The organism is Cyanobium gracile PCC 6307, from assembly GCF_000316515.1.
In the GTDB taxonomy this organism is placed as follows: Bacteria; Cyanobacteriota; Cyanobacteriia; order PCC-6307; family Cyanobiaceae; genus Cyanobium; species Cyanobium gracile.
Genome location: NC_019675.1, coordinates 2,799,854 through 2,820,977, shown reverse-complemented (window position 1 = coordinate 2,820,977; position 21,124 = coordinate 2,799,854). Strand labels below are relative to the sequence as shown.

At 70.0% G+C, this 21,124-nt stretch carries 23 protein-coding genes; 12 read left to right on the top strand and 11 right to left on the bottom strand.

The genetic code is table 11. The features are described 5' to 3' along the window. Positions 1-158: 158 nt before the first annotated feature. Together ndhM and CYAGR_RS13585 are read left to right on the top strand one after the other, a co-directional pair. Positions 159-506: an NAD(P)H-quinone oxidoreductase subunit M gene (gene ndhM / locus CYAGR_RS13590; protein ID WP_015110416.1), complete on the top strand. Its 348-nt coding sequence runs from the start codon at positions 159-161 to the stop codon at positions 504-506. Then, positions 503-1,246, top strand: coding sequence for a DUF3172 domain-containing protein (locus tag CYAGR_RS13585; protein ID WP_015110415.1), 744 nt, complete (start codon positions 503-505; stop codon positions 1,244-1,246). The genes ndhM and CYAGR_RS13585 overlap by 4 nt, the downstream gene beginning before the upstream one ends. Here CYAGR_RS13585 and CYAGR_RS13580 read toward each other — a convergent pair. Beyond that, positions 1,221-2,222: a LysR family transcriptional regulator gene (locus CYAGR_RS13580; protein WP_015110414.1), complete on the bottom strand. Its 1,002-nt coding sequence runs from the start codon at positions 2,220-2,222 to the stop codon at positions 1,221-1,223. The genes CYAGR_RS13585 and CYAGR_RS13580 overlap by 26 nt on opposite strands. 118 nt (positions 2,223-2,340) lie before the next feature. On the opposite strand from CYAGR_RS13580, the gene CYAGR_RS13575 reads away from it, so the two are divergent. The 6 genes from CYAGR_RS13575 to CYAGR_RS13550 all read left to right on the top strand — a co-directional run bounded on the left by CYAGR_RS13575 (position 2,341) and on the right by CYAGR_RS13550 (position 9,639). Then, complete coding sequence (locus tag CYAGR_RS13575; protein ID WP_015110413.1) at positions 2,341-3,093, top strand: NnrU family protein; 753 nt, start codon at positions 2,341-2,343, stop codon at positions 3,091-3,093. Between the two features lie 97 nt (positions 3,094-3,190). Next, positions 3,191-5,203: an NAD(P)H-quinone oxidoreductase subunit 5 gene (locus CYAGR_RS13570; protein WP_015110412.1), complete on the top strand. Its 2,013-nt coding sequence runs from the start codon at positions 3,191-3,193 to the stop codon at positions 5,201-5,203. A gap of 86 nt (positions 5,204-5,289) precedes the next feature. Beyond that, positions 5,290-6,891 carry an NAD(P)H-quinone oxidoreductase subunit 4 gene (locus CYAGR_RS13565; RefSeq protein WP_015110411.1) on the top strand — a complete coding sequence of 534 codons (1,602 nt, stop codon included), beginning with the start codon at positions 5,290-5,292 and terminating at the stop codon, positions 6,889-6,891. A 126-nt stretch (positions 6,892-7,017) separates the two neighbouring features. Continuing rightward, positions 7,018-7,410 carry a lipopolysaccharide assembly protein LapA domain-containing protein gene (locus CYAGR_RS13560; RefSeq protein WP_015110410.1) on the top strand — a complete coding sequence of 131 codons (393 nt, stop codon included), beginning with the start codon at positions 7,018-7,020 and terminating at the stop codon, positions 7,408-7,410. A 97-nt stretch (positions 7,411-7,507) separates the two neighbouring features. Next, positions 7,508-8,410 (top strand): segregation/condensation protein A, encoded by a 903-nt coding sequence (locus CYAGR_RS13555; RefSeq protein WP_015110409.1) that lies wholly within the window; start codon positions 7,508-7,510, stop codon positions 8,408-8,410. A gap of 47 nt (positions 8,411-8,457) precedes the next feature. Further along, complete coding sequence (locus CYAGR_RS13550) at positions 8,458-9,639, top strand: nucleotidyltransferase family protein (protein ID WP_015110408.1); 1,182 nt, start codon at positions 8,458-8,460, stop codon at positions 9,637-9,639. Here the strand turns inward: CYAGR_RS13550 and CYAGR_RS13545 are convergent. Next, positions 9,574-10,530 (bottom strand): methylenetetrahydrofolate reductase, encoded by a 957-nt coding sequence (locus tag CYAGR_RS13545; RefSeq protein WP_172637182.1) that lies wholly within the window; start codon positions 10,528-10,530, stop codon positions 9,574-9,576. The genes CYAGR_RS13550 and CYAGR_RS13545 overlap by 66 nt on opposite strands. A 114-nt stretch (positions 10,531-10,644) precedes the next feature. Between CYAGR_RS13545 and pedR the strand changes: the two genes are divergently transcribed. Further along, a complete protein-coding gene (gene pedR / locus CYAGR_RS13540) occupies positions 10,645-10,908 on the top strand; it encodes a photosynthetic electron transport-dependent transcriptional regulator PedR (protein ID WP_015110406.1) in 264 nt (87 codons plus the stop codon). A gap of 39 nt (positions 10,909-10,947) precedes the next feature. On the opposite strand, the gene CYAGR_RS13535 is transcribed toward pedR, so the two are convergent. The 9 genes from CYAGR_RS13535 to CYAGR_RS13495 all read right to left on the bottom strand — a co-directional run bounded on the left by CYAGR_RS13535 (position 10,948) and on the right by CYAGR_RS13495 (position 18,828). Then, on the bottom strand, positions 10,948-11,472 hold the full coding sequence (locus tag CYAGR_RS13535) for a CYTH domain-containing protein (protein ID WP_015110405.1): 525 nt from the start codon (positions 11,470-11,472) through the stop codon (positions 10,948-10,950). 35 nt (positions 11,473-11,507) lie between these two features. Then, positions 11,508-12,497: an NAD(+) kinase gene (locus CYAGR_RS13530; RefSeq protein ID WP_015110404.1), complete on the bottom strand. Its 990-nt coding sequence runs from the start codon at positions 12,495-12,497 to the stop codon at positions 11,508-11,510. Positions 12,498-12,524: 27 nt separating this feature from the next. Further along, positions 12,525-12,854 (bottom strand): NADH-quinone oxidoreductase subunit NuoK, encoded by a 330-nt coding sequence (nuoK, locus tag CYAGR_RS13525; RefSeq protein WP_015110403.1) that lies wholly within the window; start codon positions 12,852-12,854, stop codon positions 12,525-12,527. Continuing rightward, positions 12,851-13,477: an NADH-quinone oxidoreductase subunit J gene (locus CYAGR_RS13520; RefSeq protein WP_015110402.1), complete on the bottom strand. Its 627-nt coding sequence runs from the start codon at positions 13,475-13,477 to the stop codon at positions 12,851-12,853. Before CYAGR_RS13520 ends, nuoK begins: the two co-directional genes overlap by 4 nt. Next, positions 13,477-14,115 carry an NAD(P)H-quinone oxidoreductase subunit I gene (gene ndhI / locus CYAGR_RS13515; RefSeq protein ID WP_015110401.1) on the bottom strand — a complete coding sequence of 213 codons (639 nt, stop codon included), beginning with the start codon at positions 14,113-14,115 and terminating at the stop codon, positions 13,477-13,479. The genes CYAGR_RS13520 and ndhI overlap by 1 nt, the downstream gene beginning before the upstream one ends. 77 nt (positions 14,116-14,192) lie before the next feature. Next, a complete protein-coding gene (gene nuoH, locus CYAGR_RS13510; protein WP_015110400.1) occupies positions 14,193-15,344 on the bottom strand; it encodes an NADH-quinone oxidoreductase subunit NuoH in 1,152 nt (383 codons plus the stop codon). 51 nt (positions 15,345-15,395) lie between these two features. Next, positions 15,396-16,613, bottom strand: a complete 1,218-nt coding sequence (locus CYAGR_RS13505; RefSeq protein WP_015110399.1) for a citrate synthase — start codon at positions 16,611-16,613, stop codon at positions 15,396-15,398. Positions 16,614-16,681: 68 nt separating this feature from the next. Beyond that, entirely contained in the window at positions 16,682-17,212 is a 531-nt protein-coding gene (locus CYAGR_RS13500; RefSeq protein ID WP_015110398.1) for a SixA phosphatase family protein, read from the bottom strand. Positions 17,213-17,214: 2 nt separating this feature from the next. After that, a complete protein-coding gene (locus CYAGR_RS13495) occupies positions 17,215-18,828 on the bottom strand; it encodes a DUF3352 domain-containing protein (protein ID WP_015110397.1) in 1,614 nt (537 codons plus the stop codon). Positions 18,829-18,882: 54 nt separating this feature from the next. On the opposite strand from CYAGR_RS13495, the gene CYAGR_RS13490 reads away from it, so the two are divergent. The 3 genes from CYAGR_RS13490 to CYAGR_RS13480 all read left to right on the top strand — a co-directional run bounded on the left by CYAGR_RS13490 (position 18,883) and on the right by CYAGR_RS13480 (position 21,122). Then, on the top strand, positions 18,883-19,245 hold the full coding sequence (locus CYAGR_RS13490) for a rhodanese-like domain-containing protein (RefSeq protein WP_015110396.1): 363 nt from the start codon (positions 18,883-18,885) through the stop codon (positions 19,243-19,245). 81 nt (positions 19,246-19,326) lie between these two features. Continuing rightward, positions 19,327-20,337 carry an HrcA family transcriptional regulator gene (locus CYAGR_RS13485; RefSeq protein ID WP_015110395.1) on the top strand — a complete coding sequence of 337 codons (1,011 nt, stop codon included), beginning with the start codon at positions 19,327-19,329 and terminating at the stop codon, positions 20,335-20,337. Then, the gene (locus tag CYAGR_RS13480) at positions 20,337-21,122 is read left to right on the top strand and encodes a proteasome-type protease (protein ID WP_015110394.1); all 786 of its coding nucleotides are present in this window, start codon (positions 20,337-20,339) and stop codon (positions 21,120-21,122) included. The genes CYAGR_RS13485 and CYAGR_RS13480 overlap by 1 nt, the downstream gene beginning before the upstream one ends. Positions 21,123-21,124 lie beyond the last annotated feature (2 nt).

Genomic DNA, 21,124 nt, shown 5'->3' with positions numbered 1-21,124 from the left:
ACCCGAGATCAGCAGCAACCTTATCGGGCCTCCCAGGGCAGGGGCGACCGGCGCCGGGGGGCCGCGGCGACGGGATCGGCCGCCGACCTACCTAAAGTTGCGACAGCACTCCACGGGTGCCACCCCCTTCTCCCGATCCCCGCCCCGAGGCCGAGCCCATGGTCGAGACGCTGCTCAAGTCCACCACCCGCCACATCCGGCTGTTCACGGCGCGCGTCGAGAACGACGACCTCATCCCCGACCCGGATCAGCTCACCCTCGACATCGATCCCGACAACGAGTTCCTCTGGGACGAAGCGGCCCTTGAGAAGGTGCGCGCCCGGTTCCGGGAGCTGGTGGCGGCCCAGGCCGGCCAGGAACTCAGCGACTACAGCCTGCGCCGCATCGGCTCCGAGCTCGAAGGGCTGGTGCGTCAGATGCTCCAGGCCGGTGAACTCAGCTACAACCCCGAGGCCCGGGTTCTGAACTACTCGATGGGCCTGCCCCGCAGCCCGGAAACCCTGTGACCCGCTCCCGCAGCAGCGCCGGCCGGCCCGAACCGGGCGGTTACGCGCCCCGACCCGACCGCTACGACCCGCGCACCGACCGCCGCTCCGACCGCTTCGACGACCAGAGCGATCGCTTCGCCACCGGCTATGGCGGCCGGGAGGATCCCCGCTACGGGCCCCAGGGCCGCCGCGGCACCAACGGCGGCGGCGGCGGCCGGCCCCCCGCCGGCAACGGCGGTGGCCCCACCGGGGGCGGGCCCAACATCCAGCTGAACGTGGCCACGGTGGCGGTGCTGGCGGGGGTCCTGGTGGTCGGCATCGGCATCGGCAGCGCCGTGACCAGCACCACCCAGGGGAACCAGGGCAACATCGCCAGCGCCCAGCAGCTCGACATGGCGGTGCCCGACCCCGAGTTCTGCAAGCAGTGGGGCGCCAGCGCCTTCGTGATGGACATCGAGCTGTACACCACGATGAACCCGAGCAGCAGCTTCGTGACCCAGCCGACCCTCCAGCCCGGTTGCGTCATCCGCCGGGAGAACTGGTCGGTGCTGCAGAAGGAGGGGGCCGTCACCGCCGAGCAGATGCGCCAGTGCAAGCAGCGCATGAACACCTTCGCCTACATCGGTTCGGTGCGCGACAAGCCGATCGTGCGCTGCGTCTACCAGACCGATATCACCGGCAACAAGTTCCAGACCCGGGGCGTCGCCGGCGCCGCCGATGACGCCGTCGGCATCACGCCGGAGGCCGATCAGTTCTGACGCCGTTGCGCTCGGCCAGCCCCGGCGTGGTCTGCACCTGGCGCAGGGGGCTGTCCGGGCTGGCGAACACCGGCAGCACCTCGCGGCGGAAGGCGTCGGCGGCCCGCGAGCAGTAGCGGGCCGGGTGGGTGATGAGTTTGAGCTGGCGCCGCACCATCAGATCGGCCACCTGGGGACGGTGCAGGGTACCGGCGGCCAGCTCCCGCTCGATCGACACCACCGGCAGGAACGCCGCCCCCAGACCCGCCTGGACGGCGTTCTTGATGGCCTCGAAGGAGTTCAGCTCCATCTCGATCTTGAGCCGCTGCACGTCGAGCTTGGAGCGGCTGAGCAGCTGGTCCACCATCTTGCGGGTGGTGGACTGGGCATCGAGACAGACGAAGCCGAGGCGGTAGAGATCGTCCTTGGTGAGCTCGGGCAGGCGGGAGAGGGGGTGCTTGGGGGGCAGCACCAGGGCCAGTTCGTCGTTGGCGTAGGGCACCACCTGCAGCAGGTCGTTGAGGTCCGCCGGCAGTTCGCCGCCGATGATCGCTAGGTCGATCTGGCCGTTGGCCACGCTCCAGCCGGTGCGGCGGGTGCTGTGCACCTGCAGCTGCACCGCCACGTCCGGGTATTTCTGGCGAAACAGGCCGATCATCCGGGGCATCAGATAGGTGCCCGTCGTCTGGCTCGCCCCCACCACCAGGGAGCCGCCGCGCAGGTTGTGGAGATCGTCGAGGGCCCGGCAGGCCTCCTGACACTGGCTCAGGATCCGGTCGCAGTAGCTGAGCAGCAGGTGGCCGGCCTCGGTCAGCTGGGCCTTGCGGCCGCCACGGTCGAACAGGGAGACGTCGAGCTGTTTCTCCAGGTTCTGGATCTGCAGGCTCACCGCCGGCTGGGTGACGTAGAGGCTGTCGGCCGCCTTCTTGAAGCTGCCCTCACTGGCGATGGCGCGCAGGATGCGCAGCTGGTCGAGGGTGAAAGGCAGATCTGCCATGGGTCGGGGAGGCCGCGGGGGGACCGTTCGCCGGAGCCGGCAGGCCGTGCGGAACTCTAGGGGTCCCGCCCGGTGGCGAGAATCGCCCTGTCACATCCGCCAGCGGTCGCCGCTCCCTATGCCCTCGCTCCCCCTGGTTCCGGCGGGCCCCCAGCACAGCAGCGTGGTCATGCTGGCCCTGCTGGGGGTCTTCGCCCTGATCCACAGCGGCGGGGCCTCCCTGCGGGTCTGGGGGGAGGAGCGGATCGGGGCCCGGCTCTGGCGCCTGCTGTTCGCCGGCCTCAGCATTCCCTCGGCGGTGGTGGTGGTGGGCTACTTCCTGGCCCACCGCTACGACGGGGTCCGGCTCTGGAACCTGCAGGACCAGCCCTGGGTGGTGCCGGTGGTCTGGACCGGCACGGCCATCAGCTTCCTGTTCCTGTACCCGGCCACTTACAACCTGCTCGAGATCCCGGCCGTGCTCAAGCCCCAGGTGCGCCTCTACGCCACGGGGATCATCCGGGTGAGCCGCCATCCCCAGGCCGTGGGCCAGGTGCTCTGGTGCGCCACCCACCTGCTCTGGATCGGCACCAGCTTCACGCTGGTGGCCTGCGTGGGGCTGATCGGCCACCACCTGTTCGCCGTCTGGAACGGGGACCGGCGCCTGCGCAACCGCTTTGGGGCTGCCTTCGAGGAGCTGCGGGCCTCCACCTCGGTGCTGCCCTTCGCCGCCGTGCTGGACGGCCGCCAGACGCTGGTGGCGGCGGAATTCCTGCGGCCCTCCCAGCTGGGGATCGCCATCGCCATCGGCGTCCTCTGGTGGGCCCACCGCTGGATCGGCCTCGGCGCCACCACCTTCTCGCGCACGGGCCTGGCCCACTGGCTGGGGTGAGGCTGCCGCCAGCCGGCGGGGGTCGATGGGCAGGCCCCCACAGAGCCGGGGCCAGGCCGACGGGCCTGCCTAAACTCGCGCCAACAGAGCCTCCAGGATGTCCGCCGCTTCCGAACTTGCCTGGCTGATCCCGGTGCTTCCCCTGCTGGGGGCCTGCCTCACCGGCCTGGGGCTGATCACCTTCAACCGCACCGTCAACCGCCTGCGCAAGCCGGTGGCGCTGCTGCTGATCACCACCGTGGGCATGGCCGCGGTGCTGAGTTTCGCGATCCTGGCCGAGCAGCTGGCTGGAGCAGGGGCCACCGAGGTCCTGTTCGACTGGGCCGGCGCCGGCACCTTCCACCTGCAGATGGGCTTCCGCGTCGACGCCCTCGGGGCGGTGATGCTCTCGCTGGTGACCACCATCGCCCTGCTGGTGATGGTCTATTCCGACGGCTACATGACCCACGACAAGGGCTATGTCCGCTTCTTCACCTACCTGGCCCTGTTCAGCAGCTCGATGCTGGGCCTGGTGATCAGCCCCAACCTGCTCGAGATCTACGTGTTCTGGGAGCTGGTGGGCATGTGCTCCTACCTGCTGGTGGGCTTCTGGTACGACCGCGATGCCGCCGCCAACGCCGCCCAGAAGGCCTTCGTCGTCAACCGGGTCGGCGACTTCGGCCTGCTGCTGGGGATCCTCGGCCTGTTCTGGGCCACCGGCAGCTTCGGCTTCGAAGAGATCGGTGAACGGCTCTCGGCGGCCGTCGCCGGTGGCGGCCTGCCCACCGGGGTGGCCGTGCTGCTCTGCCTGCTGGTGTTCATGGGCCCGATGGCCAAGTCGGCCCAGTTTCCCCTCCATGTGTGGCTGCCCGACGCCATGGAGGGTCCCACCCCCATCTCGGCCCTGATCCACGCCGCCACCATGGTGGCGGCCGGCGTCTTCCTGGTGGCGCGGCTGCAGCCGGTCTACGAGCCCTTTCCGCAGGTGCAGCTGGTGATCGCCGTGATCGGCACCATCACCCTGTTTCTGGGGGCCACCATCGCCCTCACCCAGATGGATCTGAAGAAGGGGCTGGCCTACAGCACCGTCTCCCAGCTCGGCTACATGATGCTGGCCATGGGCTGCGGCGCCCCGGTGGCCGGCATGTTCCACCTGGTCACCCACGCCTTCTTCAAGGCGATGCTGTTCCTCGGCTCCGGCTCGGTGATCCACGCCATGGAGGAGGTGGTGGGCCACGAGCCGGTGCTCGCCCAGGACATGCGCCTGATGGGCGGCCTGCGCCAGTTCATGCCGATCACCTCCGCCACCTTCCTGATCGGCTGCATTGCGATCAGCGGCATCCCCCCCCTGGCGGGTTTCTGGAGCAAGGACGAGATCCTCGGCCAGGCCTTCAACAGCTTCCCCCTGCTCTGGGCCATGGGCTTCCTGACCGCGGGGATGACCGCCTTCTACATGTTCCGCCTCTATTTCCTCACCTTCGAGGGCACCTTCCGCGGCCAGGACACCACCATCCGCGCCCAGCTGCTCACCGCCGCCGGCCAGCCCACGGGCGGATCCGCCGACGACGGCCACCACGCCCACGCCAGCCATCCCCACGAGTCGGGCTGGCAGATGGCGGCCCCGCTGGTGGTGCTGGCGGTCCCGTCGGTACTGATCGGCCTGCTGGGCACTCCCTGGAACAGCCGCTTCGGCCAGCTGGTCGATCCCGCCGAGGCCATCGAGGTGGCCAAGCATTTCAGCTGGGGGGAGTTCCTGCCCCTGGCGGGCGCTTCGGTGGCCATCTCCAGCCTCGGCATCGGCCTGGCCGTGCTGGCCTACGCCCTGCACCGAATTGACCTGGGCACCGCCGTGGCGGGGCGCTTCCCGGCCATCAACCGGTTCCTGGCCAACAAGTGGTATCTCGATGCCATCAACGACAAGCTGTTCGTCCAGGGCAGCCGCCGGCTGGCCCGCCAGGTGCTCGACGTCGACTCCAAGGTGGTGGACGGGGTGGTGAACCTCACCGGCCTGCTCACCCTGGGCAGCGGCGAGGGCCTCAAGTACTTCGAGACCGGCCGGGTCCAGTTCTATGCCCTGATCGTCTTCGGGGGCGTGATCGGCCTGGTGCTGCTGTTCGGGGCCTTCGGCTGAGCCCTTCTGTGTGTGACAACGCCCATCCGCAGGGTGGGTAGGAGGCCTGGATTTCTACACTCCGGCCAGATGGACAGCACCGTTCTGTGCCCTTTCCCTGGCTGAGCACCGCGATTCTGTTCCCGATCGGTGCCGCGCTTCTGATCCCCTTCGTGCCCGACAAGGGCGACGGCAGGCAGGTCCGCTGGTACGCCCTCGGCGTCGCCCTCACCACCTTCCTGGTCACCGTGGGGGCCTACCTGCGCGGCTACGACCCCGCCGACCCCGGCCTGCAGCTGGTGGAGCGGGTGCAGTGGCTGCCCGATCTGGGTCTGGCCTGGTCGGTGGGGGCCGACGGCCTCTCGATGCCGCTGATCCTGCTCACCAGCTTCATCACCTCCCTGGCCTGCCTGGCGGCCTGGCCGGTGACGTTCAAGCCCAGGCTCTTCTACTTCCTGCTCCTGGCCATGGACGGCGGCCAGATCGCCGTCTTCGCCGTGCAGGACATGCTGCTGTTCTTCCTGGCCTGGGAGCTGGAGCTGCTGCCGGTGTACCTGCTGCTGGCCATCTGGGGCGGTAAGAAGCGCCAGTACGCCGCCACCAAGTTCATCCTTTACACCGCCGGCAGCTCCCTGTTCATCCTGCTGGCCGGCCTGGCGATGGCCTTCTACGGCGGCGGGGCCCCCAGCTTCGAGTACACGGTGCTGGCGGCCAAGGAGTTCGGCACCGGCTTCCAGGTGCTCTGCTACGCCGCCCTGCTGATCGCCTTCGGCGTCAAGCTGCCGGTGGTGCCGCTGCACACCTGGCTGCCCGATGCCCACGGTGAGGCCACCGCTCCGGTGCACATGCTGCTGGCGGGGATCCTGCTGAAGATGGGTGGCTACGCGCTGCTGCGCTTCAACGTGCAGCTGCTGCCGGAGGCCCACGCCCAGTTCGCCCCCCTGCTGGTGATCCTGGGGGTGGTCAACATCATCTACGCCGCCCTCACCTCCTTCGCCCAGCGGAACCTCAAGCGCAAGATCGCCTACAGCTCGATCAGCCACATGGGCTTCGTGCTGATCGGCATCGGCAGCTTCAGCGCCCTCGGCACCAGTGGCGCCATGCTCCAGATGATCAGCCATGGCCTGATCGGCGCCAGCCTGTTCTTCCTGGTGGGGGCCACCTACGACCGCACCCACACCCTCCAGCTCGACGAGATGGGCGGCGTGGGCCAGAAGATGCGCAAGATGTTCGCCCTCTGGACCGTCTGCTCCCTGGCCTCCCTGGCCCTGCCGGGCATGAGCGGCTTCGTCTCCGAGCTGATGGTGTTCGTGGGCTTCGCCACCAGCGAGGCCTACAGCCTCAGCTTCCGCATCGTCATCGCGGTGCTGGCGGCCATCGGCGTGATCCTCACCCCCATCTACCTGCTGTCGATGCTGCGGGAGATCTTCTTCGGCAAGGAGAACCCCGAGCTCGCCTCCCACACCCACCTGGTCGATGCCGAGCCGCGGGAGATCTACGTGATCTCCTGCCTGCTGGTGCCGATCATCGGCATCGGCCTCTACCCGCGCCTGGTCACCGACAGCTACCGGGCCGCGATCGAGGCTCTGGTGGAGCGGGAGTCGGTGGCCCTGGTGAAGGTGGGCCGCGCCCCGGTCCCGGCGGTGATGGCCACCGGCGCCTTCGGCAGCCTGCCGCCGGCCCTGCTGCACGCCCCGGCCCTCGGCTGAGCCCCGTCCCCGCCACGCCGGGGGGCCGGTCGGGGGCCGGTTACGAAACCCTGCGCAGGCCCGGGGCCATGGAGCCATCCTCCGGGGAGGACGCCTACGCTCCTCCATCGCACAGCCTGGGTCTCCATGCGGCAGATCAACTTCCTTCTGATCTTCAGCTTCGGCTTGGCCACGGTGATGTTCACCCTGGAGAACACCACCGCCACCACGGTGCATTTCCTGCCGGGGGTGAGCACCACCCTGCCGCTGGCGGCCCTGCTGCTGGTGGTCGGTGGTCTCGGCGCCACCGCCGCCTGGATCTACGCCGTCTGGAGCGGCGTGGTGCGCAAGGTGGAGACCCTGCAGACCGCCGGCGAAGTGGAGGCCCAGCAGGTGCGGATCAGCGAACTGGAGAACGATCTGCGCCGCTACCGGGCCACCGTGGACGCCCAGCTGGGGCTCCTGCCGGCCGCCGGCGAGAGCTCGGCGCCGTCCTCCAAGGCCGGGGGCGACGAGGGCCTGTCCCTGGCGGTCGACTGAACCCGCGGGGTCGGTTCAGTCATCACCGCGACTGGTGCCGACGGGCCGCAGCCGGTAGCTTGCCCAGGGACGGCACCCTCCGAGCAGGACATCGCGCGTGGCAGAAGCGGGCGCCAGACTCGCCATCCGGTTGCTCCAGGACGCGGCCGAACGGGGCGACATCGATCCCTGGGACGTGGATGTGATCGCCGTCGTCGACGGCTTCCTCGACCAGCTGCGCCAGCGCATCGAGCTGCCCAGGCGCCTGGCCCCCGGGGGGGGCAGCTACGAACGGGATCTGGCCGAGTCCAGCGAGGCCTTCCTGGCCGCCTCGGTGCTGGTGGGGCTCAAGGCCGAGCTGCTGGAATCGGCCACCTTCCCGCCCGAACCGCTGCTGGAGGACTCGTTCGCCCCCGAGGACGACGATGGCTGGGATCCCTCCGCCGTGGCCCTGCCGCGACGGCCCGAACGACACCTGCTGCGCCGCCCGGTGGCGCCGCCTCCCCTGCAGCGCCCCGTCACCCTGGGGGAGCTGATCCGCCAGCTCGAGGACATCGCCGAGCGGCTCGAGCAGGAGGGAGGGGAAGGGCGGCACAGGCCCCGCGCCCGCCGTTACAGCGAGCGGGCCGCGATCGCCCAGGTGGCCTCCCTGGCCCACCGGGAGAAACTGCCGGAGACCACCGCAGCCCTGAGCCGCTTCCTGCTGGCGTGGGAGCCCACCGCCGAGGCCCTCGAGTGGGTGGCCTTCGATGCCCTGGTGGGCGCCTGGGCGGAGGCCCTGGCCCGCCCCCGCGCCGGCTCGCCGGAGGACGCCGATCTGGACAGCGATCGGGTGGGGGTGTTCTGGGCCCTGCTGTTCCTCTCCTCCCAGGGCAAGGTGGAACTGGCCCAGGACGGCGGCCTCTACGGCCCCCTCAGCCTGCGGCGGCGCTGCGAGGAGCGAGGGGAGGCGGTGAGCCTGCCGCGGCTCCCAGGCCAGGGGTCAGATAGGGGGCCGGCTCGGGAAGCAGTGGCCGCCTGAGGTTTCTCCTTAGGCTGGGTTTTGACCTCCGACCTGAAACGACGCCGATGAAGGCGATGATCCTGGCGGCAGGCAAGGGAACACGGGTGCGTCCGATCACGCACACAACGCCCAAGCCGATGATCCCGATCCTCCAGAAACCCGTGATGGAGTTTCTGCTCGAGTTGCTCCGGGAGCACGGCTTCAACGAAATCATGGTCAATGTCTCGCACCTGTCCGAGGAGATCGAGAACTATTTCCGCGACGGCCAGCGTTTCGGTGTCCAGATCGCCTACAGCTTTGAGGGACGCATCAAGGACGGGGAGCTGATCGGTGAAGCCATGGGCTCGGCCGGGGGCCTGAAGAAGATCCAGGACTTCCAGGCCTTTTTCGACGACACTTTCGTGGTGCTCTGCGGCGACGCCCTCATCGATCTCGATCTCACCGAGGCCGTGCGCCGCCATCGGGAGAAGGGGGCGATGGCCAGCCTGATCACCAAGCGCGTTCCCCGCGACCAGGTGAGCAGCTACGGGGTGGTGGTGACCGACGAGGGCGGACGGGTGCTCTCCTTCCAGGAGAAGCCGACGGTCGAGGAGGCCGCCAGCGACATGATCAACACCGGCATCTACATTTTCGAGCCGAAGGTCCTCGACTTCATCCCCAGCGGCGAACCCTTCGACATCGCCGCCGATCTGTTCCCCAGGCTGGTGGAGTCCGGGGCTCCCTTCTATGCCCTGCCCATGGAGTTCGAGTGGGTCGACATCGGCAAGGTGCCGGATTACTGGCAGGCGATCCGCAGCGTGCTGCAGGGGCATGTCCGCCAGGTGCAGATTCCCGGCAAGCAGGTGCGCCCCGGCATCTACGCGGGCCTCAACGTGGCGGCCGACTGGGACCAGATCCACGTGGAGGGGCCGATCTTCGTGGGCGGCATGACCCGCATCGAGAACGGCGTCACGATCATCGGGCCGGCCATGATCGGGCCGAGTTGCCACATCTGTGAAGGGGCCACGATCGACAACTCGATCATCTTCGACTACTCCCGGATCGGCCCCGGGGTCCAGCTCGTCGAGAAGCTGGTCTACGGCCGCTACTGCGTCGACCGCAACGGCGACCACTTCGATCTCCAGGAGGCCGCCCTCGACTGGCTCATCACCGATTCCCGCCGCCAGGACGTGGGCACCCCCTCACCGCAGCAGAAGGCCATGGCCGAGCTGCTGGGCACCGACCTCGCCGCCAGCGGCGCCCACTAGCCCCGCCAGCCGCAGGATCTGGGGAATGCGGTGTTCCGCCTTGATGGCCATCAGGTGCACCCCCTGGGCAATGGAGCGGTAGGTGGCCACCTGTTCGGCGGCGATCGCCACCCCCTCCGCCGCCGGATCGGCCGCGCCGGCGAGGCGGTCGATCAGGGACTGGGGGATGCAGGCCCCCGGCACGACGCGGTTGATGAACTGGGCGTTGCGGGCCGACTTGAGCAGAAACACCCCGGCCAGCACCGGCAGTCCGAGGGGGCCGGTGATCTCCTCCACGAAGCGGCGCAGGGCGGCCGCATCCATCACCATCTGGGTCTGGAGGAAGCGGGCGCCCGCCTCCTGCTTGCGGCGCACCCTGGAGAGCAAACCGCTCCAGCTGGGTGACTGGGGATCGGCGGCGGCGCCGGGGAAGAGCGCCGTGGCCCCATCCGGCAACTCCCCCTTCACCGGATCCTCGCCGGCGTTGAGGCCCCGCACCAGCTGCAGCAGCCGCACCGCCTCCAGCTCGTTCACCGCGCGGACCGCGGGCTGATCGCCGGCCCGCACCGGGTCACCGGTGAGGCAGAGCAGGTTGCGGATGCCGAGGGCATGGGCGCCGAGCAGATCGGCCTGCAGGGCGATGCGGTTGCGGTCGCGGCAGGTCATCTGCAGCACCGGCTCGATGCCGGCCTCCAGCAGCAGACGGCACACCGCCAGGCTGCTCATCCGCATCACGGCCCGGCTGCCATCGGTGACGTTGACCGCATGCACCAGACCCCGCAGCGCTGTCGCCGCCTCGAGGGTGCGTCCAGCATCGCCCCCACGGGGCGGTGTCACCTCCGCCGTCACGGCGAACCGACCGTCCGCCAGGGCCTGTCGAAGCTGCAACGGCCATCTCCAAGACAGGGGCATCATGGAGCAGCCGCTGCCTAGAGTGAAACAGCCCTCGCCAAGGAGCCGATGGCTGAGCGCAGGTCCATGGCGGCGTCCAGCTCCCCGTCCCCATCCCCGTCCCTGGAGCGGCCCATGGTCCATCCACGCAGCGAGTTGTCAGAGCGGGAACTCGAGATCATCGAGCTGGTGGCCACCGGGCTGACCAATCTGGAGATCGCCGGCCAGCTCACCATCAGCAAGCGCACGGTCGACAACCACGTCAGCAACATCTTCACCAAGACCGGCGCCAAGAACCGGGTGGCCCTGCTGAACTGGGCCATGGACCATGGCAAGATCTGCCGTGACGGCTTCAACTGCTGCGCCCTGCCCCCCGAGGACGGGAACGGCAAGGCCTGAGCGCTGACGGCTCACTTCTGCCGGCCCAGCGCGGCCGGCTCAGTCGGCCAGGGCGAGCAGGGCCTGCCGGTCGGCCTCGGGCCACATCGCCAGCGGACAGCGGGCCAGGGCGGCATTGCTGAGCTCGCCGCGGCCGGTGATCTCCCTGGCGCACCAGGGGGGAACGGCCACCGGCTGGTCGGCGCGCTCCAGTTCCACCTCCGCCACCACCAGGGGCCCATTGGCGCCCTCGAACACGTCCAGGACCCAGTCACCCCCGGGCAGATCCAGCTCGAAGCGGGTCTTGCCGAGCCGATGGTCGCAGCGCTCCAGCAAGGCCTCGGCGTCAGCGGCCGGAATCGCGTACTCGTACTCCTGCCGCGTCAGGGCCTCGCCGGGGACCGGCAGCTTGAGGGTGAGGAAGGCCGCCGTCGGGCCCGCCGGGGGACGGGCCAGCCGCACCCGCAGGGTGAGGGCCTCACGGCCGCTGGCCAGATACCCCTGGCGGATCAGGCTCTCGCCGAGCACATGGGGGCGCCACAGCTCGCCGTGGACGAGGAAGCGGCGCTCGATTTCCAGGGCCATGGTCAGGGGGGCGTCGGGGCGTAGATGGGCGCGGATCAGTTACGGGACGGTTCGCCGGCGGTGAGGCTGCCGGCCCAGTGGAGCTTGTGGGTGAGGGTGCTGTAGTACGAGGGGCTCTGCTCGAGCTGGAGCATCAGCACCGGATGGCGGCCCCGCTGCAGGACGCAGCGATCCCCGGGTTCCAGCACGGTGGCATGGGCCCCGTCCTTCCAGAGCTTCACCCGCCGGCTGGTTTCCCCCAGGGGCCACACCGACAGGCTGGACCCGGGCGGCACCACCACCGCCCGGCTGGAGAGACTCATCGGGCAGATCGGCGTGACCACGATCGCTTCGATGCCCGGGTGGAGGATCGGACCGCCGGCGGCCATGGCATAGCCCGTGGAGCCGGTGGGGGTGGCGATGATCAGGCCATCGCCCCGGTACTGGTCCACCACCTCCCCGTCGATCTCAAGCTCGAGCATGCAGGTGGGGGAGAGCTCGTCGAGGGCGGGGCGGAAGTAGAAGTCGTTGAGGGCCGTATGGGGGCCGTCGCCGACCCCGCTGAGGTCGCCGCCGGAGCCCACGTCCCCCTCCTGGGGCACGCCATCGCCCCGGTCGACCCGGGCCTCCAGCATCATGCGCCGCTCGACGGCGAAGCGGTCGTCCCGCAGCCGCTGCCAGAGGGTGTCGTCGGGATCGTGGCCGCCGGGCTCCCCGTGGCCATCGCCCTGCAGCCGGAGCAGGCGTCGCTCGTGGGTGAGGAAACCCAGGTGGCCACCGACGTTGAAGCTGAGCACCGGCACCCCGTAGCTGGCCAGGTGACGGGCGGCCGCCAGAACAGTGCCGTCACCGCCGAGGACCACGGCCAGATCGGGCAGCTCGGCTTCGGTGGCCAGGAGTCCGGGGAAGGGGTTCAGCCCCAGCCCGCTGACGGTGGTGGTGACGATGGTCCCCTGGGAGCGCAGGTCCTGGGCGCAGCGACGGGCCTGGCGCTGGGCCGCCTGGCTGCCCTTGCGGAGGATCAGCCAGACCCTCTCAAGCCGCATGGGCGCACTCCGGGGACGGTGGCACCGCTACCAGCGCAGCAGGTTGAAGCGCTCCATGTCGACGGTTTCGCGGTTGCGATAGAGCGACAGCAGGATGGCCAGACCGACGGCCGCCTCGGCCGCCGCCACGGTGATCACGAAGATCGCGAACACCTGGCCCCGGATCAGCTGACCATCCAGGTAGTTCGAGAAGGCCATCAGGTTGATGTTGACGGCGTTGAGCATCAGCTCGATGCTCATCAGCACCCGCACGGCATTGCGGCTGTTGATCAGGCCCCAGACACCCACGCAGAACAGCATGGCCGCGACGGCGAGGAAGGCCTCGAGGGGGATCGGGGAGGCGGCGTCGGAGATCATGGCTTGGTGAGCAGCGTGGGAGCGGAGGCGGACGTCTCGATCAGCAGCGGGGTGCGGTCCTTCTCGATCAGACCCTGATCGGCCGGCTCGCCGGTGATCACGTCGGTGCTGAAGACGTCGCGGCGGGCCAGGACGATGGCCCCGATCATGGCCATCAGCAGCAGCACCGACGCCAGCTCGAAGGGCAGGAGATAGTCGGTGAAGAGGTGCTCACCGATCCGGATGGTGGCCTCCTCCCCGACCGGGGTGGGGCCCGGCAGGGCCCACGGGGTGGTGAACGCCACCCGCAGCAGCAGCGCGAACAGGCCGGCGCAGACGGCCCCGGACAGAAGACGGCGGACCAGCAGGCCGGGAATCGCGGCGAGGGTTTCCTTCTTGTTCACGAGCATGATCGCGAACAGGATCAGCACATTGACCGCCCCGACATAGACCAGGATCTGGGCGGCGGCGACGAAGCTGGCGTTGAGCAGCAGGTAGAGCCCGGACACTGAAAGGAAGACGCCGCCGAGCAGGAAGGCGGAATAGACGATGTTGGGCAGCAGGACAACGCCCAGGGAGCCGATCACCGTGGTGGCCGAGAGCACCAGGAAACAGATCTGCTGGGTGGTGGAGGCGATCGACATCAGGACTCTGCGGTGCTGTCGGAGGGGGCGGCGGCGGGGGACCCACCGCTGGGGACCGGCTGGAGGGTTTCCAGCACCTGGGACGGCAGCTGGCCGGCCCGCGGCTCGCTGGCGGGGACCCCATGGGGATCCATGGCGCCCTTGGGAAGGTAGGCCAGTTCCCGCAGGGCGAACACCGCCGGGTCGGAAGTGACGCTGGTGGGCAGGCGGCCGAGGGCGACGTTGTCGTAGTTGAGGCTGTGGCGATCGAAGGCCGCCAGCTCGTACTCCTCGGTCATGGAGAGGCAGTTGGTGGGGCAGTACTCCACGCAGTTGCCGCAGAAGATGCACACCCCGAAATCGATCGAGTAGTTGCGCAGCTCCTTCTTCTTGGTGGCCTTGTTCATCACCCAGTCCACGACGGGGAGGTTGATGGGGCAGACCCGCACGCAGACCTCACAGGAGATGCACTTGTCGAGTTCGTAGTGGATCCGGCCCCGGTAGCGCTCCGAGGGGATCAGCTTCTCGTAGGGGTACTGAACGGTGATCGGCCGCCGGCGCAGGTGATCAAAGGTGACCGCCAGCCCCTGGGTCATCGTCTGGGCCGCGCTCACCGCCTCCCGGGTGTAGTCACCGACTTGCTTGAGAAACCCGAACATGGCAGGGGCGGGGGGTTACGGGATGGGGACCATGATGGCCCGGTGGGGGCCACTGTGTTGGTATTCGGGGAACGGGTTCAGCCGCCGAAGGCGACCGGGAAGGCCAGCTTGAGGCCGGCGGTGACCAGGAGGTTGACCAGGGCGATGGGGAGCAGAAACTTCCAGCCCAGGTCGAGCAGCTGGTCGATCCGCACCCGTGGGGTGGTCCAGCGCAGCAGGATCGCGAAGAACACCAGCAGGTAGGCCTTGAGGATCGTGCTGACGATGCCGATCGAACCGGTGATCACCTGGACCAGGGGGGCGTCGGGGGAGACACCGAGCCAGCCGGTGATCCACTCGACGGGCAGAGGAAAGCTCCAGCCGCCGAGGTAGAGCACGGACACCAGCAGGGCCGAGAGCACCAGGTTGATGTAGCTGCCCAGGTAGAAGAGGGCGAACTTCATGCCGGAGTACTCGGTCTGGTAGCCGGCCACCAGTTCCTCCTCGGCCTCCGGCAGGTCGAAGGGGAGTCGCTCGCACTCCGCCAGGGCACAGATCCAGAAGATCACGAAGCCGACGGGCTGGCGCCAGATGTTCCAGCTGAAGATGCCGGCCCCGGTCTGCTGGGCGACGATGTCGACAGTGCTGAGGGAATTGCTCATCATCACCACCGCCAGCACCGCCAGGGCCAGGGGGATCTCGTAGCTGATCGACTGGGCGGCGGCCCGCAGCCCGCCCAGGAGCGAATACTTGTTGTTACTGGAATAGCCGCTCATCAGCAGGCCGATGGGCTGGATGCTGCTCAGGGCGATCCACAGGAAGATGCCCACCCCCACGTTGCTGATCAACAGGTTCTGGCCGAAGGGCACCACCAGCCAGGAGAGGATCACGGGCACCACCACCAGCACGGGGCCGAGGCTGAAGAGCAGGGCATCGGCCCGGGCCGGGATGATGTCCTCCTTGAACACCAGCTTGAGGCCATCGGCCAGGGGCTGAAGCACCCCTAGGGCGCCGGCATACTCAGGGCCGATGCGCTGCTGCACCGCCGCCGAGATCTTGCGCTCGAGCCAGACGCTCACCAGCACCCCGACGACCGCCCCCACCAGAACCAGCACCATGGGCAGGGGCAGCCACAGCAGGCGGGCCGCTGCGGGGGTGAGACCCATGGCCTGGGCGAGGTCAAGGAAGCTCGACTGGAGATCGAGACCGGGGGGAGCGATGGCGGCACCCAACAGGCCAGTGGACAGCATCAGAGAACTCCGTTGGAGGGGAACCTAAGGGGGAACGGGTCAGCCAGTGACTCAGCCAGGAACCGGACGGCTTTCCAGGGGGAGCCAGCCCCGCTCGGTGGGGCCGGTGTAGATCTGCGAGGGACGGTAGATGCGGTTGGCACCCAGTTGTTCCTTCCAGTGAGCCAGCCATCCTGCCGTACGGGCGATGGCGAAGATGGGGGTGAACAGGTCGCGGGGAATACCCAGCTTCCGGTAGACGAGACCGGAGTAGAAGTCGACGTTCGGGTAGATGCCCTTCGGCCCCAGGCGCCGGCCGGCCACCTCCTCCAGCTTGAGGGCGACGTCGTACATGGCGTCGTGGCCGAAGCGCTGGAAGAGCTCCTCGGCCAGGCCCTGCAGGATCACGGCCCGGGGATCCTTGACCCTGTACTCGCGGTGGCCGAAACCCATGATCTTCTGCTTCTGGGCGATGGCCCGGTCGAGCCAGGGTTCCACCTGGTCGGTGGTGCCGATCTGGTCGAGCATGTCAAGCACATCCTCGTTGGCGCCGCCGTGCAGGGGGCCGGCCAGGGTGCCCACCGCCGAGGCCACCACCGCGTAGGGGTCGGTGAGGGTGCTGGCCGTGACGCGGGCGCTGAAGGTGCTGGCGTTGAGGCTGTGCTCGGCATGCAGGATCAGGCAGGCGTCGAAGATCCGTGCCGCCAGGGGATCGGGCTCCCGCTCGGTGAGCATGTAGAGGAAGTTGGCCGAGTAGGCCAGGTCGTCCCGGGGCTGGATCGGGTCCTGGCCCTTCCGGATCAGCTGGAACGCCGCCACCATCGTGGGGATCTTGGCGATCAGCCGCACCACCGCATCAACGATGTACTGGGGGTCGTACAGGGCGCGGCGGGAATAGAAGAGCCCCAGGGAGGCCGCACTGGCCTGGAGCGCATCCATCGGATGGCCCGTGGCCGGGAAACACTTCATCATGTCCCGGATGCGGAAGCTGAGCCGCCGGTGCATCTGCACCTCCTGCTCGAACTCCCTGAGCTGGAAGATGGTGGGCAGCTCCCCCCAGATCAGCAGGTAGGCGGTTTCGAGGAAGCTGCTGTGGCTCGCGAGCTGCTCGATGGGGTAGCCCCGGTAGGTGAGCAGGCCCCGCTGGCCTTCGATGTCGCACACGGCCGACTGGGTGGCCGGCACCCCCTCCAGGCCAGGGCGGAACGTGGGTGTGGCCGGCGCCGGTGGCGATGGGCGGGGAGGGGTGCCCTGAGGGTCGTTGGCCTCTGGGGTGCTCTCCGCCGCCATGCCGAATCCTGTGGATGGGATGAACTTAGGCGCAGGAACGGGCGTCTGCCGTAGCGCCGGCTGCCGGCTCAGGGGCGGGGCAGCCAGAGCCTGGGCCGCACCAGCCATTCGAGGCGGGCGGTGCCGGCCAGCGCCGCCCCGGCCGGCACCGGGGGCAGACGCAGCAGGGCCAGGCCGGCCTTGCGCAGGGCGATGGCGCCGGGCGGCGCCCCCAGGAGGCGGGCCGCCAGCAGCCCCAGGTCCGGTTCATGGCCCACCAGCAACAGCCGGCAGGGTGCCCCCGCGCCCCCCTCCGCCTGGCTCAGCCAGGCCGGCAGCAGGGGCAGGGGGTCACCCCCCGGCTCCAGGGCCTGGGCCAGCTCCAGGCCCTCCGCCAGCCCGACCTCGCGGGCGATCTCCCCGGTCTGCCGGGCCCGGGCCAGGGGGCTGGAGAGCAGGCGACCGGCCCGCAGCCCCAGACCGGCGGCCCGCTCCAGCACGGCCCTGGTGCGGGCCCGCCCGGCGGCGGTGAGTTCCCGCTCGGCGTCGACGCGGTCCGGGCTGCGCTCCTCGGCGATGCCATGGCGCAGCAACAGCAGTTCCCAGCTCTGGGACGCCATGGTCAGGAGTCCCCGAAGTCGAGTCGCGCGTCCACGGTCAGGCCCCCGGACTCCCCGGTCAGGGCCAGGGCCAGCCCCACCACCGGGTCACTGAGGGGTCCGCCGGCCAGGGCGGTGAGGCGCTGCCACGGCTGCCACGAGGCCAGCAGGTCGCGGGCCGGCGGACCATCGAGGGCCCACTGCAGGGCAGCCCCGGGGGCGGCCAGGGCCTCCAGCGGATCCTGGGGTTGTGGAGCGCCCTTCGACCCGGGCCCCTCGAGGCTCTCCAGCTGCCCCAGAGACTCCCCCCACCAGGCCAGGTCGCCCCGCTGCCAGCGCCAGCCCAGCAGGGGGGCCTGCAACTGCTCGGCCCTGCCGTCGCGGCGGGTGGGGCCGGCCCGCAGCCGCGTCCAGACCAGCAACGAACGGCCCTCCACCTCCAGGGGAGCGGCGATCAGACCATCGGCCGCCAGGGAGGCCTCGACGGCCGCCGCCTCCGGCCGGTCGGCCGCCGTGCCGAGCAGCCAGCGCTCACCGCTGGCGGCCGCCAGCAGGGGCCCCCCGTCGGACGCCACCACCAGCGCGGGCAGGGACCCCGCCGCCCCGGCTCCACCGGCCATGCGGGTCAGCAACGGCTGCAGCAGCGGAATGGCGGCGATGGCGGCGGGGTCCTGCACCAGGGCGAGGCTGGCGGAGGGGCGGCGCAGGGCGGCCCGCAGGGCCCGGCCCAGGTCGTCGTCGGCACCGACCTGGGGCAGCGTCGTCTGCGGCGGCAGCTCCAGCAGGCCCGAGAGCCGCAGGCTGCGGCCGTCGGGCCGCAGGGCCAGCAGCAGCCCGCCGGGCCGCTGGTCGGCCGCCGCCGGCAGCGGCAGCCCCAGCCAGCGCTCCAGGGCGTCCGGGGCCGCCTGCACCAGGGCGGCCCCGGTGCCCAGCCGCCGCAGCCCCTCCTGGAAGCCGGGCTGGCCGGCCTGGTTGAGCTCGTCGATCTGGGACACGTCGAGGGCCTGCTCCAGCACCCCCCGGCCCGAGGCGATCAGGACGAGGTCGTCATCCACCAGGGCCGTGGCCAGGGGCATCGGCGTCCGGCCCAGCAGGGCACCACGGCCGCTGATCAGCCCTAGGCCCCGGTAGGTGCTGATCTGGAGATCCGTACCCGCCAGGCTGCGGGTCTGCCAGAAACGCTGCAGAAAGCGGCGGGCGCCGCCGTCGTCCCGGCTCCCCAGCACCAGCAGCCAGCCCCCCCGCCGGGTGGCTCCCGCCGCGCCGCCGGTATCGGCCTCGAACAGGGCCAGGCCCACCGGTGCCGCCAGCCAGGAGCTCAGCTCCGTCCCGTAGTCGAGACCGGCCGCGGCGAAGGCCCCGTCGCGCAGCCGGCCGACCGCCTCCGCCGCCTGGCGTCGCTGGCGGGGCGGGGCGACGGCCCTGGCGTAGTCGAGGGGCTGGTCGCCATCGGTGAACAGATGGAGGCTGAACGGGGCGTCCCGTGGCACGAACCGGGCCGCCCGCGGCACCTCCAGCGGCAGCCGCTGGAGACGCAGGGCACTGCGCTGCCACACCAGCCACCAGCCACCGAGCCCCAGACCGAACACCACCAGCACCAGGGCCAGCAGCACCGCCAGGAATGGGCGGGCCTTCATGCGTTCTCAGCAGGATGGGACCATCCTGACGCCACCCCCCCTCCGACGCCCGCCATGGACGAGCCGACCCCCCCGGCCCCCCCCCGCAGCCTCTCCGCCATGGAGCTGCAGCGGCGTCTGGAGGAGGGCGAGCCGCTCCGGATCGTGGACGTGCGGGAGGACCGGGAGCTTGAGGAGGCCCGCCTGCCCCACCCGGTGGTGCATCTGCCCCTGAGCCGCTCCGGCGAGTGGATTCCTGAGCTGGAGACCCTGCTCGACCGGCAACAGCCGGTGGTGGTGCTCTGCCATGCCGGCATCCGCAGCTGGCACTTCGCCTGCTGGCTGATGCAGGAGCAGGGCTTCGGCGAGGTCTGGAACCTGCAGGGGGGCATCGACGCCTGGAGCCGGGAGGTGGATCCCCGGGTTCCCCGTTACTGAACCCCCGTGCCGGGCGGAGGGCAGGACCGCCGCACCTAGGATGAAGGTTCTGTTTATCTTTTCGACTTTTCCCCCCATTCCTTGGACACGCTGCCGCGCCGACAACAGGAGGTCCTCCGGGCCACGGTGCGGCACTACGTGGACACCGTCGAACCCGTGGGCAGCCACACGCTAGTGCGGCGTTTCGGGCTGCCAGCCAGCCCCGCCACGGTGCGGACGGCCATGGGGGCCCTCGAGCAGCGCGGCCTGCTGACCCAGCCCCACACCTCCGCCGGCCGGATCCCCAGCCAGCGGGGCTACCGCCTTTACGTCGATCAGCTGCTGCCGGCCCCGGGGGCCGCCGCCCTGCAGCTGGAGCGCGAGCTGGCCGGCATTAGCCTGCAGTGGGCCGCCCTCGATGATCTGCTGCTGCACCTGGCCCGCCGCCTGGCCGATCTCACCGGTCTGCTCAGCCTGATCACCCGCCCCCAGCGACCCAGCCCCCTGCTGCAGGCGGTGCGGCTCGTGCCCAGCGGCGACCGGCTGCTGGTGTTCCTCGTGCAGGGGCCCGACTTCAGCACCAGCCTCAACCTGCGCCTCGGCGCCGGCCTGGAGGAGGAGTTGCCGATCCTGGAGCGCTGGAGCAACCAGCAGCTCCGCGCCGGCGGCGACGGCCGCATCCCCTGGGAACGGCTGCCGGCGGAACTGCGCCGCAGCGGCGGACTGCTGCGCCAGGCCCTCGACAGCCACGGCCGCATCCGCAGCGAGGAGCTCGATGCCGTGGTGGCCGCCGGCCTGGGGGGACTGCTGGCCCAGCCCGAATTCCGCCACACCTCCAGCCTGCTGCCCGTGGTGCAGCTGGTGGAGCATGGCCCCCGCGCCCTGCTCGGGATCACCGGCGCCCAGGACCCGGTCGCGACCGATGCGATCTGGATCGGCACGGAACATCCCCATGCGGCCCTCGGCCAGTGCTCGGTGGTGCAGGCCACCTACCGCACGGGACACGGCGGCCGCGGCCAGGTGGGCCTGGTGGGTCCGATGCGGATGGCCTACGCCACCGCCCGCGCCGCGGTTCAGTCGGTGGCCTCGATTCTGGAGAGGCTGCTCAGCTGATGACCTATTGCCTCGGTTTCCTGCTCCACAGCGGCCTGGTGTTCGCCTCCGACTCCCGCACCAATGCGGGGGTCGACTACATCTCGAGCTACAGCAAGATGCATGTGCTGGCGCCGGCCCCCGACCGACTGTTCGTGCTGATGGCGGCGGGCAACCTGGGCACCACCCAAGCGGTGCTCAACCGGATCCGCCGCGACATCGAGAACCATGGCGCCGGCCCCAGCCCCCAGTGGACGCGCCAGGACGATCCGCCTGCGGGCCCGAGCATGCTCACCGCCCGCTACCTGTTTGAGGTGGCGGACTACATCGGCCGTCTGAATGTGATGGTCCAGAAGGAGTTCAATCCCAACCTGCGCCAGGCGGGTGCCAGCGGCGAGGCCAGCTTCATCCTCGGCGGACAGATCGCCGGCCAGCCCCATGGCCTCTACATGATCTATCCCCAGGGGAACGCGATCATGGCCACCGACGACACGCCCTTCCTGCAGATCGGCGAAACCAAGTACGGCAAGCCTCCCCTCGATTACATCGGCCGCCCCGACCTCTCCCTGGAGGATGCGGCACGGCTCTGCCTGGTGTCGGAGATCGTCACCCGGCGCTCCAACCTCACCGTGGGGCCGCCCTTCGAGATCGCCCTGTTGCCCCGCGATGCCTTCAAGGTGACCCGGCACCTGAAACTGGAGAAGGACGCTCCGGAGATCCAGCACACCATGGATGTCTGGGCCCGCCACATGCAGGAGGGGCTCAACAAGCTGCCCCGTTTCCCCTGGGAGCACGACCCCCTCTGAGG